This window comes from Corynebacterium sp. c25Ua_47 (assembly GCF_039907205.1).
Taxonomy (GTDB): domain Bacteria; phylum Actinomycetota; class Actinomycetes; order Mycobacteriales; family Mycobacteriaceae; genus Corynebacterium; species Corynebacterium hiratae.
In genome coordinates, this window is sequence record NZ_JASBOH010000011.1 from 81,312 (window position 1) to 93,102 (window position 11,791).

Annotated in this window: 11 protein-coding genes and 1 tRNA gene; 1 reads left to right on the plus strand and 11 read right to left on the minus strand. The window is 61.3% G+C overall.

Annotated features, from left to right (window positions below):
- Window positions 1–10 precede the first annotated feature (10 nt).
- From QKE52_RS10700 to QKE52_RS10745, 10 genes are all read right to left on the minus strand, one after another.
- Window positions 11–220: a hypothetical protein gene (locus QKE52_RS10700; RefSeq protein ID WP_049156615.1), complete on the minus strand. Its 210-nt coding sequence runs from the start codon at window positions 218–220 to the stop codon at window positions 11–13.
- 48 nt (window positions 221–268) lie between these two features.
- Window positions 269–1,345 (minus strand): histidine kinase, encoded by a 1,077-nt coding sequence (locus QKE52_RS10705; RefSeq protein WP_070512845.1) that lies wholly within the window; start codon window positions 1,343–1,345, stop codon window positions 269–271.
- A gap of 15 nt (window positions 1,346–1,360) precedes the next feature.
- Window positions 1,361–1,636, minus strand: a complete 276-nt coding sequence (crgA, locus tag QKE52_RS10710; protein WP_010188168.1) for a cell division protein CrgA — start codon at window positions 1,634–1,636, stop codon at window positions 1,361–1,363.
- A 67-nt stretch (window positions 1,637–1,703) separates the two neighbouring features.
- Complete coding sequence (gene pknB, locus QKE52_RS10715; RefSeq protein ID WP_347948774.1) at window positions 1,704–3,644, minus strand: Stk1 family PASTA domain-containing Ser/Thr kinase; 1,941 nt, start codon at window positions 3,642–3,644, stop codon at window positions 1,704–1,706.
- Window positions 3,645–3,650: 6 nt separating this feature from the next.
- Window positions 3,651–5,069 (minus strand): serine/threonine-protein kinase, encoded by a 1,419-nt coding sequence (locus QKE52_RS10720; RefSeq protein WP_070512838.1) that lies wholly within the window; start codon window positions 5,067–5,069, stop codon window positions 3,651–3,653.
- Window positions 5,069–6,499: a penicillin-binding protein 2 gene (locus QKE52_RS10725; RefSeq protein ID WP_070517666.1), complete on the minus strand. Its 1,431-nt coding sequence runs from the start codon at window positions 6,497–6,499 to the stop codon at window positions 5,069–5,071. The genes QKE52_RS10720 and QKE52_RS10725 overlap by 1 nt, the downstream gene beginning before the upstream one ends.
- Window positions 6,496–7,848 (minus strand): FtsW/RodA/SpoVE family cell cycle protein, encoded by a 1,353-nt coding sequence (locus QKE52_RS10730; protein ID WP_070517667.1) that lies wholly within the window; start codon window positions 7,846–7,848, stop codon window positions 6,496–6,498. Before QKE52_RS10730 ends, QKE52_RS10725 begins: the two co-directional genes overlap by 4 nt.
- Window positions 7,849–9,186, minus strand: coding sequence for a protein phosphatase 2C domain-containing protein (locus tag QKE52_RS10735; protein ID WP_347948775.1), 1,338 nt, complete (start codon window positions 9,184–9,186; stop codon window positions 7,849–7,851).
- Window positions 9,183–9,635 (minus strand): FHA domain-containing protein, encoded by a 453-nt coding sequence (locus QKE52_RS10740; protein WP_046648650.1) that lies wholly within the window; start codon window positions 9,633–9,635, stop codon window positions 9,183–9,185. The genes QKE52_RS10735 and QKE52_RS10740 overlap by 4 nt, the downstream gene beginning before the upstream one ends.
- A gap of 44 nt (window positions 9,636–9,679) precedes the next feature.
- A complete protein-coding gene (locus QKE52_RS10745) occupies window positions 9,680–10,504 on the minus strand; it encodes a DUF3662 and FHA domain-containing protein (protein WP_070512829.1) in 825 nt (274 codons plus the stop codon).
- A gap of 190 nt (window positions 10,505–10,694) precedes the next feature.
- Between QKE52_RS10745 and QKE52_RS10750 the strand changes: the two genes are divergently transcribed.
- A tRNA-Leu gene (locus tag QKE52_RS10750) sits at window positions 10,695–10,779 on the plus strand.
- Window positions 10,780–10,886: 107 nt separating this feature from the next.
- Here QKE52_RS10750 and QKE52_RS10755 read toward each other — a convergent pair.
- Complete coding sequence (locus QKE52_RS10755; protein WP_070546042.1) at window positions 10,887–11,522, minus strand: Abi family protein; 636 nt, start codon at window positions 11,520–11,522, stop codon at window positions 10,887–10,889.
- Window positions 11,523–11,791: the final 269 nt, after the last annotated feature.

Consider the following 11,791-nt stretch of genomic DNA (forward strand, 5'->3'; position numbering starts at 1 on the left):
GAGAAACAGTTTAGCCGCACCACCAGCGCTGGGGGCTGGTGGAGCAACGGAAGTGGTCGGCGAATTCGCTCGCGTACGACCTGTAGAAGGTGAATCCGGTGGACTCGGTGGTCTCAGCAGCAGCGTCAACGTTGGTTTCAGCGGGAGTCTCAGCAGCGCTGGCAATTGGTGCCGAGAACAGCGCGAGTGCTGCGGCGGCAACGGCGAGGGAAGTACGCATGTCGAACCTTTTAAAATCTAAGAAATAGCGGACTATCGGGCAATCTTACTATATTTTCCTTAGGCAGGCGGCCGGAAGAGAAAGGCGTGTGACCCAGAGATTGCCTTCTTTGCCGCTGCCGAAGCTGCCGTGCATCCTGCGAACACGGCGGGCGATTTCCCCCAAGCCCAGATTCGTCGTCATGTACTGGCGTGATTGTTGCGCCGCAATCTCGGAAGTGATCACGAGGTCGATGGATTTGGAGCTGCCGGTGGCCTCGATGCTCACACGGGATTCAGGGCGAGCGTACTTGAGGATGTTAATGGCGAGTTCAGAGAACACGAGGGAGAGCTTTTCCGGTAGCGCGAGCTCACCGTTCTTGCCTACATTGATCTGTGCTTCGCAGTGGAAGCCGTGGCTGCTCAGGAAGCTAACCATGGTGTCGAGGTCTTCTTCCAAGGACTTAACTCCCTGAGTCACGCTCTCATTCTTCATCACGCGCAATAGATCACGGACCTCGCCCATGGCCCGGCGGGCGTCGTTAGCAATCGCTTCCGCGGAGTCAGCCGCGGAAGGGTCCGTTTGGGTCAGCGCCAAGGTTTCGGAGCGCATGACCACGGAGGTTAGCGTCGCAGCCACCGAATCATGAAGGGCGGTCATCAGCGCCTCGCGTTGCTCGGCGGCGCGCTGTTCGGCGGCAAGACGCTGGTCCCGGTTTTTGCGCAGCGCGGCCCCAATGACGATGGCTACCGCATACAAGATGAGAGGCAGCGACAGGTTCAAGGGATCGAAATCCGGAAGATAGTTGTTCGCAGGATCCGTCGTGACGAGGTAGGTGTACGCCACCGCTGGAAGGACCGCCCACAGCCAGCGCGTGCGAAACGCCACGATGCCCACGATGACGGGGCTCCACGCCAAGAGCAGGAAAGACCGCCACTCCGAGAGCCACACCGTCAGCGCAAAAAGCGCACCGTACCCGCAGGCCGCCACAAGAGGGTAGCGGAGGGCCAGCGGCGTCAGCGTGACACCGAGGCCGGCGAGTACGAGTGCGCCAGGGGTGAGGAAGCTTTTGTCCACCGTGACGGTGAGCATCACCAGAATGATGCAGCCGACACCGGCGATGCTATAGAACCTCGAGGAGTTCATTGGCGGCGATGAAAACTAACGCCAGCCCATCGTCATCAACAGGCCGATGATGGCCAGGCCGAAGCCGATGCCGTAGTTCCACGGGCCCAGCTCCTGCATGAACGGAATGGACTCGCCCGCCAGGTAGTTCACCACCAGCCAGAGCAGGCCGAGGAGCATGAGCCCCAGCATGATGGCGATGTACCACTTCGGGGTGCCCTCAGAGTTGATCTTGACCGGGGTACGGTTAGTAGCAGAGCTGGAGGACTGCGGGAGTGCGGAGCCCTCCGTCGTGATCTTGGACTTTGGCATTGTTACACCTTCACGAAGAATAGGGGGGTTAATCTGTGGAATACCTTAGCAGCTGCGGCAATGAGAGCTACTGCGGCAGCAGTGCTGCCGGGTCAAACTCCCAGAACCGGATGTGGATGGTTTCATCCTTGCGGATGACATCACCGCGGCTTGCCGACGCCCACCCAATCTTGTCGCTGTCGATCGGGTTAGACGTCGGGATGCGCTCGCCCACCTCGAAGGAGCCGGACCAGCCCTTGGCGCGCAGCGCGGAGTCAGCTTCCTGCTGCGTAGAGCGCGTCAGGTCCGGCGCTTGGATGAGCATCGCGTTGGAGACCTCCAGGGTGACCTGGCTGCCCTTGGGAAGCTTCTGGCCCTTCTCGACGACCCTGAGCACCTGGTTTTCCGGAAGTTCAGAGTCCACCGAGTTCACGTTGACGTCAAAGTCCATGGAGGACAGCATCTCGACCGCGCGCTCACGATCCATGCCGCTGACATCCGGGACGCTGACTTCCTTCTGCCCCTTGGAGACGGTGATCCGCACCTTCGAACCCTTGGACAGCTGCGTACCGCCCGCCGGGTTCTGGGAAATGATCTCGCCCGCAGGGGCCTCATCGTTCACCTGCTCGACGTCGGTGTGGAGCTCTAGCTCGGCTTCCTCCAGCGCGGCGGTGGCTTCATCCAGCTTCATGCCGGTGAGATCCGGGACCTCGGTGACCTCCTTGCCGGAGGACACCGTCAGCGTGACCGAGGAGTTCTTCTGCAGCTCTGAGCCTTCCGCAGGGTTGATGCGGATGACCTTGCCGCGCGGTACATCGGGGCTGGCTTCCTCGTTGATGCTTACCAGCAGGCCAAGCTTCTCTAGTTCCTCCACCACTTCGTTGCGCGGGCGGTTGGCCACCTTCGGGATAGTCACCATGTTCGCGCGCTGGGCTGCTTCATGCTGCTCCTGCTCGCGCTCGCGGGCCTCTTGGCGGGAGCTATCCCAGAAGTCCCAGGCAAAATAACCAATGATGGCGACGAGAGAGGCCGCGAGCAGCGCCGCCAGCCACTTCAGACCGGAGCCGGACTCATCGTCTTCAGAGGGACGAGTCGAGGCCACCGGTGCGCGGTGCTGCGCGGCCACGGGTGCCACCATCGTGGTGGGGTGATCCTCATCGTTGACGTGGGAGCGTGCTGCCTCCGGCAGCTGGCCTTGGGCCAAACGCTCGAGGTCATCGCCCATTTCCCAAGCAGATTGGTAGCGGTCCGCAGGGTGCTTGGCCATCGCCGTGAGCACGACGGCGTCGACGCCGAGCCGCTGCCGTTCCGTCAGATCTTCAGTGATGAGCTCCGAGGGTGGTGCCGGATCCTCCTGCACATGCTGGTAAGCCACCGCAAAAGGTGTTTCACCTTCAAACGGCGTGCGGCCGGTAACCGTTTCATACATGACGCAGCCCAAAGCGTAGACGTCAGAGCGGGCGTCGGCAGGCTTGCCGCGGGCCTGTTCCGGCGAAAGGTACTGCGCGGTGCCGATGACAGCAGAGGTTTGCGTCATCGCCGACGTGGAATCATCCAGCGCGCGGGCGATGCCGAAGTCCATGACCTTCACCTGGCCGGTGTTGGTCAGCATAATGTTGGCCGGCTTGATATCGCGGTGGATAATCCCGGCCTCGTGGGAAGACTGCAAAGCATCCGCCACCGGTTTGAGCACGCGCGCGGCTTCTTCGACCGGCATGGGGCCATCCTCACGGACGATGTCGCGCAAGGTGCGGCCCTGCACGTATTCCATGACGATATAGGGAACCATCAGGCCTTCGACGTCCTTTTCACCCGTGTCGAAGACGGCAACGATGTTCGGGTGATTGAGCTTGCCGGAATTCTGGGCCTCGCGGCGGAAACGCTCGCGGAAGTTGACGTCGCGCGCCATGTCGGGGCGCAGCATCTTGATGGCGACGGTGCGCCCCAAAACGGAGTCCTCGGCTTCGTACACCTCGGACATGCCGCCGGTGCCGATGGACTGGCGGAGGTGGTACCGATCACTGACCATGGTGGGTTACTGGCCTCCCTGTAGTGCGGATTCTTCGGTGGGGTTGCTCTGTGAGTCTAGTTCGGGCGCGGGCGTTGGGCTGTCATTGACCTGCGGTTGCGTCTCCTCCGTAGGGAACTCGGGCGGCTCCTGATGGGTCGTGCGTTCCGTGGTCACCGGCGGGGCGGGGATGACCGAGTGCGTCGTGGTAACGGTGACCCGGGTCGGCTCCTCCTCGACGGTGGTGATCTCGACAGTCTCGGGGGTTTCCGTTTCCTCTTCCTCCGTGGTCTCCGGCACAACTGTCTCCGTCACGATGACCTCCGTCGGCGCTGGTGGTGGGGTCGGTGCCGTGTTCCCCCACATCCGGTAGGCCATGAGTCCGACGGCCACGAGGGCGGCGATGGCCACGGCGATGAGCAACCCGGTGCCGAAACCACCCTTCTTGTCGGGGCGCTCCTCCGGCTGCGGTGTAGAAGGCTGGACGGCTGGTCGCACCGTGGTGGGCTGCGCCATGTTGGCCAGCATTTCCGTCGAGGCGGAGGGTGAGGGTTCATCGGCGATGGGCGCGAGTGCTGCGGATTTGGGCTGCGGCGGGCGCTGGCCTTGGCGTACGGCCGAGATCGCATTGGTGAACTCGTTGCCATCAGCGAAGCGGGTGTTGGGGTCCTTGCGCAGGGCCATGCCGATCAGTTCCCGGGTGGGCGCGCTAATCGACGTCGACAAGGGCTCCGGCGCCTGACTAATGTGCGCCAGCGCCACCGATACCGAGGAATCACCGCTGAAGGGGCGCTTGCCGGCCAGCATCTCGTAGCCCACCACACCGAGTGAATAGACATCCGACGTTGGGCCGACCTCGTAGCCCTGGGCCTGCTCGGGGGAGACGTACTGGGCGGTGCCGACGACCATGCCGGTGCGGGTCAGCGGCACGGCGGCGGCGGCCTTGGCGATGCCAAAGTCGGTGATCTTGACCTGCCCGTTTTGGGTAATCATGAGGTTGCCGGGCTTGATATCGCGATGCACCAGGCCCATGTGGTGGATCACGGACAGGCCGTGGGAGGCCTGCTCCATGACGTCGAGCGCCAGCGTTTCCGGCAGCGCGCCCTCGCGAGCCAAGAGGTCTGCCAGGGATTCGCCGCGGATGTACTCCAGGGCCATGTAGCAGAAGGTGCGGCCGTTGTCCTCGAGCTCGCGGTAGTCGTAGGTGGCCACGACGTTCTCGGAATCAATGGACTCTGCCGCCTTGGCCTCGTTGCGGAAGCGCGAGAGAAACTCGTTGTTGTCCGAGAACTCGGGGCGCAGGACCTTGAGGGCGACTTCGCGGTCATTGTGGACATCATCCGCCAGCCACACCGTGGACATGCCGCCGTGGCCGACGATCCACTGCAGCTGGTAGTCCTCACCGATCAGTTCTTGGAGGTGCTTTTTGTTATCTGCACTATTCACTACTGCTCACCTCCGTATGCGCGCAGGATGGCACGGCCGATGGGCGCGGAGACCTGGCCACCGGTGGCATTTTGGCCAAGGTGCCCGCCGTCCTTGACCACGACGCCCACCGCGATGTCCTTGTCTGGGTCGAAGGCCACGTACCACGCGTGCGGGGCGAGGCCCTCACCGTGCTCGGCGGTGCCAGTCTTCGAGGCAAAACCGTTTCCGTCGTAGCCGAAGGTGCTGCGTTCGGAAGCGAACATGAGGTCCTTGATGGTGTTGGCTGTTTCTTCATCCACAGCTTCGGCGGCCTGACGTGGTGTGGTGGTGCGCAGCTCATTCATTTGGGCATCGGTGATGCGGTTGACCAGGTAGGGTTCCATGCGCTTGCCCTGGTTGGCGATGGTGCCGGCCATGATGGCTGCCTGGAGGGCGGACATGGTCACGTCGCGCTGGCCGATGGCGGATTGGGCGACTTGGGCGCCGTCGCCAAGCTCACCGAGCGCGCCAGCGGAAGTATTAACACCCAACGAGTATTTCTCACCCACGCCGAAGCCCTCGGCGTACTTGCGCAGCTCATCGGCGCCGATGCTCTCCGACATCTGCACAAAGGCCGTGTTGCAGGACAGCGCGAAGGCCGTCTGCAGGGTGACGCTGTCCGCGCCGCCGCAGGACTGGTTGCCGTAGTTGGTGAGCTCCGTGACGGTATCGGGCAGCGTAATGGACGCTGCGCCGGTCAGCGTGGAGTTCGGCTCGAAGCCGTTGTTCAGGCCTGCTGCAGTGGTGATGATCTTGAAGATGGAGCCAGGGGGAAGGGTGTCCTGCGTGGCGTGGTTGACCAGCGGGGTGCCTTCCTGGTTCTGCAGCTGTTCCCACTTCTCGCCAGCGTTATCACCGAGCAGGTCGGAGACGTTGAAGCTGGGGGAGGAGGCCATGGCCAAAATCTTGCCCGTCGAGGGCTGGATGGCTACGGCCGCGCCGTTATAGCCCGGTCCAGCGAGCTGATCGTAGGCGGTTTGCTGTAGGGCTGGATCGACGGTGACTTCGACGTTCGCGCCCTTTTGCGGCTTGCCGGAGAGTATATCGAGCCAATTGCGCGCCAGGAGCGAATCATCCTTGCCATTGAGGATGTCATTCTGGGAGGCCTCCAGCTGGGAGGCGCCGAAGCGCTCCGAGAGGTAGCCGGTGATGTTGGCAAAGGCCGGGGAGTCGGCGGGGTAGGAGCGGGAGTAGTTGCCCTCGGCGTCGGCAGTGGACTGCGCCAGCACCGTGTTGCCAGCGAAGATCTGGCCACGCGGGGTCGTGCGCATCTCCAGGTAGCCGCGAACGTTCTTAGGGTTATGGGCGTACTTATCCGTCGAAAACGCTTGCACCACCGTGAGGTTTACCAGGAGGATGGCAGTGAGGATGAGGGAAAAAAGGGCGACGAGGCGGATCGATCGGTTCATCGGATGGCCTCCTGGACGGCGGGGAACATGGACGTGTCAGTGGGTGCGTTTGAGCTCAGCTCGCGCGCCGGGCGGCGTGCCGCGTTGGAGATGCGCAGCAGGATGGCCAGCAGCATGTAGTTGGCCATGAGCGAGGAGCCACCCGCAGACATGAACGGCGTGGTCAAGCCCGTCATGGGCAGCAGCGCGGAGATGCCGCCAGTGACGACGAAGACCTGCACGGCCAGCGTCAGGGCCAGCCCTGAAGAGACCAGTTTGCCATAGGTATCACGGCAGGTCAGCGCGGTGCGGAAGCCGCGAGAGACGAGCATGGCAAACAGCACAAGTACCGCGGCGAGGCCAACCAACCCGAACTCTTCACCGATTCCGGCCAGGATGAAGTCCGAGTGCGCCACCGGAACCATGTCCGGGTGGCCCTGGCCTAGGCCGGTGCCGGTAATGCCGCCGGAGGACATGCCGAAGAGCGCCTGGGAGAGCTGGTAGCCGGTGGAATCATAGTTAGCCAGCGGATCCAGGAAGTTGGAGAAGCGCTGCTGGATCTTCTCCGAGACCTGGTAGATGCCGAAGCCACCGATGCCCACGAGGATGACGCCAATGAGCAGCCAGCTCACGCGGTTGGTGGCCATAAAGAGCATGCCGAGCACGGTGCTAAACAGCAGCAGAGCCGGGCCGAAGTCATTGGAAATGCCCATGATGACAATCGCGATGCCCCAGATCACCAGGATGGGGGCGAGATCCCGCAGGCGCGGCAGGGAAATACCCAAGAACTTGTAGCCGGCCACCGTGAACAGTGAGCGCTTCTGGGTCAGCAGCATGGCGAAGAACAAAATCAGCAGGATCTTGGAGAACTCACCCGGCTGGATGGAAAAGGGTCCGAGCCACAGCCAGATGCGGGCGTCGACGCCCGGCGGCTGCGGCCACACCAGGGGTAATGCGAGGAGGATCAGGCCGAGCGCACCCAAGATATAGGAGTATCGGGTGAGCGAGCGGTGATCACGCAGGAGGACGAGCACCAGCGCGAAGAGAATGAGGCCCACGATGGTCCACATCACCTGCCGCACCGCCAGCCCGCCTCCGTTAGCTAGATCGAGGCGCTGCAACAGAATGAGCCCGGTGCCGTTGAGCACCGCGACGATGGGCAGCATGAGCTGATCCGCATAGGGTGCTAGGAAACAGAGCACCAAGTGAGCGACAGCAAAGACGCCGATGAAACCGCCGACGAGGTAGAGCACATCGAGTGTCAGCACGTTGCCTTGGGACAGCTCAAGGCTGACCAAGGTGATGGCGAAAACCACGGTGGCCAGCACGAGCAGGCCGAATTCGGTGCCGCGGGAGAAGAATTTACTCACCTACTTCACCTCCCGGCAGTTTCCTTTGGACGCGCTCTTGTCATCTTTTCCGTCTTTTCCGTCTTTCGAGGCCTTCGGGCAAGGCTTGAGCGCCTTGTCCGAGAGCTGCGACAGCTGCGTCTGCACCTCGTCATAGGAGCCGGAGGGCAGGTTGCCCACAGCGGCACGTTCGGATTCGGGCAAATCCTTCAGCGTGAACGGCGCAAAGTCGCCCGCGCACTCTCCGTACCCGAGCTTGAGTGCATTGTCCTTGCCCAGGCACGCATTCTGATACGTGTGGTGCAGCGGGCGGCCAAAGATTTCATAATCCGCACCCTGCTGGATGGTGAGGGTGCCACCCTCATCCGTAGCCACGTAATAGTTATTGCCCAGATAATTCTTCATCCAGAGCCCGCCACTGACGACGAGCACGATGACGATGGCAAGGCATGCAATCACCTTCCACCCAATCCGGCTTCGTTGGGGCCGCCGCTGTGGTTCCTCCTGGGGCTTCTCCTCAGCGGCCTGGGCTTTTGGGGGCGAGATCAGCTTTGCGGCGCGGCTCGCGGAAGAATCCGGGTGCGTCGGCTCCGGAACAACACCTTGGATGGCTCCGACGGTGATGGGGGAGTCCTCGTCACCCTCCGCCTCCACGACTTCCGCCACCACAATGGTGACGTTGTCCGGGCCGCCGGAGCGCAGCGCCAGATCCCGCAGGGTGGTAGCGGCCTCTTCGACCGTGCCCTGCTTCAGCGCCTGCTCGATGGTGGAGGCCGTTACCGGATCCGATAGGCCATCCGAGCACAGCAGGAGGCGGTCGCCCGGTTCAGCATCGAGCATAAAGAGAGTCGGCTCCACCGGGCGGCCCGTGTAGGCCTTGAGGATCAACGACTTCTGCGGATGGGAGGAGACATCCTCCGGATCGAGCTTTCCCTCATCCACTAGGGACTGCACATAAGTGTCATCCTTGGTGATCTGGGTCAGCTTCCCCTTACGCAGCCGGTAGCCGCGGGAATCACCCACGTGGCACACGCCGAACTCGGAGCCGTTAAAAAGCAGGGCGGTCAGCGTGGTGCCCATGCCCTCCGTCTCCGGGTGCTCATCCACGTGCTCGCGGATCGCCGCATTGGCGTCTTCCGCCGCCGCGCCGAGCAGGGCCAGCATGTCGTTGTCGCCCGGATCACGCTCGAGGGAGGCCATGTGCTCCACCATGGTGGTGGAAGCGACCTCGCCGGCAGCGTGGCCACCCATGCCGTCGGCCAGCACCAGCAGGTGCGGGCCCGCGTGGGCGGAATCCTCATTGTTTTCGCGGACCAATCCGCGGTCCGTCACTGCAGTAAAAGTCAGGCTTAAAGTCATGCCATCAACCTCACGGTCGTTCGGCCAAGTTTGATATCGGAGCCGACTCCGACTCGTTCTGGCTGGTCAATGCGAACGCCACCAACAAAGGTGCCGTTGCGGGATTCGAGGTCCTCCACGAACCACTCGCTGCCCCTGCGGAACAGGCGGGCGTGGTGGCCGGAGGAGAAATCATCACCGGTGACAAAGTCACAGTCTTGCGCGCGGCCCATCGTACAGTCTTCGAGCGTGCCCAGTTCCATGTGGGAACCGCGCAGCGGCCCGTCCACGATGGCGATTTCACGCGGCGCTTCGCGACGCCTCTGGGCCCCCTTCACCGGGGACGATGCCTGGTAGACGCCGGCGGCCTTATTGGCGTCGCGGCGCATGGCGTTGAGCGCGACCAAGATAAACAGCCACAGCAACACCAGCAGGCCGATGCGCAGCGAGAGCAGCACGATCGAATCCATGAAAAGTCCTTACGCTAAGAATCTGGGAACACTTGCCGGGCGGCTTAGTAGCCCTGGTCTTCGAGGCCGGTGATGCGCACCTCGATGTGGGAGTGACCGAGGGTGATCACGTCGCCGTCGGCAAGCAGCCAGTTCTCAATCGGGGTGTCGTTGACGGTGGTGCCGTTCGTGGACTGCAGGTCCACCAGCACGGCGTCCTGGCCGTTCCAGGTGATCTCCGCGTGCTGGCGGGACACACCGGTATCCGGCAGGCGCAGGTCCGCGTCGTTGCTGCGGCCCAGAATATTGGAGCCCTCCTGCACGTGGTAGACGCGGGAGGAGCCGTCCTGCAACATGAGCGTCACCGCAGGGCCCTGCGGCGCTGGCTGATTCGGGGTGGGGGCCATGAAGGCGGTGGTTGCGGCCTCGTCGGCGTTGTGCGGCTGGGTCATAGAGTCCTCCTGACCATGGTCGTGGTGGAAAATCGCATCGAATCCGGTTTCTTCGGTGGGCTCGTGATCCAAAAAAGAGGACACGCGCAACTGCCCAGTCCGCAGTCCCGACTCCTCCGCGATGCGGACGATGACCGGCCCGGCGAGGGACCAGCCACTGTTACGGATGAAGCGGGTGAGCTGATCAGCTAGATCCTTGGGAACATCCCGGTCCTGTGAGAGATTCTCGATGTCCTTGGAGGACACGCCGACGGTCATGACGTTGGGGCTATAAAGCTTGCCATCATCACCGCGGGACAGATTGTCTTGCGCCTCCTGCTTGAGAAGCTCCTCAATCTCTGCGGGGACGACTTTACCGCCGAAGACAAAGGCCATGCCGTTGTCCAGTCCGCGTTGCAAGGAAGAATCCAGCTTGGCGAGCTTGTCAAGAAATGCCATAGGGTAACGCCGTCCTCCTTTCGGGATGTTCAAGGGAGAGGTATAGCAGCGGTCAGTATAGGTTGCTTTCCTCTATTTAACGTAGACGCGCGGCCTATAGTTCCCTGGAAAGTTCGGGTTTGCCAGCGGATTTGTAGAATCTGTTGGACTGCGTGCTAAGGTTAGCTAGTCGCCAAGACATCAATACCCTGCCCGGGTGGCGGAATTGGCAGACGCGCTGGCTTCAGGTGCCAGTGTCCTTATAGGACGTGCGGGTTCAAGTCCCGCCCCGGGCACGCTGTGAAGTCTCGAGACATCGTTCCGGTCGGTGTCTCGAGATTTTTCTTTTTCAGTGGCCTGAGTTCGCTAGGCCAGTACGACGTATCAAGAAAGCGTCAATGGATTAAGGTCGTTGTGCCCGTATAGCGGGGACGCGTGAATTGTCTTTGATCCATACCGCGGCGTGAGGATCAATGAAGTCCGCTACTTCTTGAATAGCGTTATCAACGGAGTCGAGATGTGCGACTTCACGGGCTCTATCGCGTTGTTGAACGATTGATTCGTGGTGAGAGCACCTATTCCTCATTTTGTAAACAATGACTACAAGTTCTTCAAACTGCTGTCTACTGTCAGGCGTTCTCTTCAACGCCTTCTTTACCTGGGGCCAGATACTCGCCTGATAGTGACTACTCAAGAGGAAACGCCAGAAGTCGAAGCTGAGTTCAGCGATGATTTTTCCTGGTGGTGCACCTTCCTTCCCGGCCCGTTTCTTCGCTTTGCGGATATTCTTCTTCGCTGCATCGTTGAAAGGGATTCGATCGTCGTCAAACCATCGCTCGCCGTACCTTCCGGTTAGGGCATTGTGAATGCTATTTCGGAGGAGTACTTCGAGGTGTTCGATGTCTGCGAGATAGGTTTTCGTGAGGTGAGTATTCCAAAGGTAGAGCGTTTCTGGTGATGGATGATCGGCGTACCTGCTCATTCGCGCAGATGAAAACCACTGGGACAGCTGTACTTGGGCTGGGCTTGGATTATCCATATGGATATGATAATGTGCGCTTTGAAAACCCCGGAACGATCCCTGCACTACGAAAGTAGGAGTAAATCGCCGGGGTTATTGATATCTTCGGGGAATTATAGCGGCCAGAAATTCGAAGTTTTTCGCCCTTATTTACCGTGAATGACAGCGACAGATTTGTGATCCCTTGGGCTTGGGAGTTGTGGCAGTAGCAGCTACCTTTGAAGGATGATTACTAATGAACTCCGAGAACTACTGACCGCAGCCACGACCCATGCGCAGCGTTTCCA

Coding starts and splice junctions, on each gene's coding strand:
- QKE52_RS10700 (WP_049156615.1), bottom strand. CDS start 220: ATGCGTACTTCCCTCGCCGTTGCCGCCGCAGCACTCGCGCTGTTCTCG.
- QKE52_RS10705 (WP_070512845.1), bottom strand. CDS start 1,345: ATGAACTCCTCGAGGTTCTATAGCATCGCCGGTGTCGGCTGCATCATT.
- crgA (WP_010188168.1), bottom strand. CDS start 1,636: ATGCCAAAGTCCAAGATCACGACGGAGGGCTCCGCACTCCCGCAGTCC.
- pknB (WP_347948774.1), bottom strand. CDS start 3,644: ATGGTCAGTGATCGGTACCACCTCCGCCAGTCCATCGGCACCGGCGGC.
- QKE52_RS10725 (WP_070517666.1), bottom strand. CDS start 6,499: ATGAACCGATCGATCCGCCTCGTCGCCCTTTTTTCCCTCATCCTCACT.
- QKE52_RS10735 (WP_347948775.1), bottom strand. CDS start 9,186: ATGACTTTAAGCCTGACTTTTACTGCAGTGACGGACCGCGGATTGGTC.
- QKE52_RS10740 (WP_046648650.1), bottom strand. CDS start 9,635: ATGGATTCGATCGTGCTGCTCTCGCTGCGCATCGGCCTGCTGGTGTTG.
- QKE52_RS10745 (WP_070512829.1), bottom strand. CDS start 10,504: ATGGCATTTCTTGACAAGCTCGCCAAGCTGGATTCTTCCTTGCAACGC.
- QKE52_RS10755 (WP_070546042.1), bottom strand. CDS start 11,522: ATGGATAATCCAAGCCCAGCCCAAGTACAGCTGTCCCAGTGGTTTTCA.